This window comes from Staphylococcus pasteuri (assembly GCF_030547725.1).
GTDB lineage: Bacteria > Bacillota > Bacilli > Staphylococcales > Staphylococcaceae > Staphylococcus > Staphylococcus pasteuri.
On record NZ_JAUOQO010000698.1, the window covers coordinates 1 to 248 of the forward strand.

At 46.0% G+C, this 248-nt stretch carries 1 protein-coding gene; it reads right to left on the reverse strand.

Features of this window, described 5'->3' with window-relative positions; genetic code table 11:
- A partial coding sequence (locus tag Q4528_RS15200) for a hypothetical protein (RefSeq protein ID WP_303522533.1) occupies nucleotides 1-248 on the reverse strand: 248 nt, incomplete at both ends.

The window sequence follows — 248 nt, forward strand, 5'->3', positions numbered from 1 at the left end:
CGGACGGCCCCTCAGACAACATATCAATTAACTTGCTTTGGAATACCTCAAGGTCACCAGATTCCTCAGCGTAAGCTATTAGCTCTCTTACACGCTTACCCAACACAGTTGGGGCGGTACTGGCGATAACCTCAGCAGAAGCTACAATACCCGCCATATCTTTACGACGGCCATTCTTCTTTTCAGCTAATGGCGCGTTCTCTGAAAATTGAGGTATCAACTGATTATTATTCCAATCAGTTTCGTCG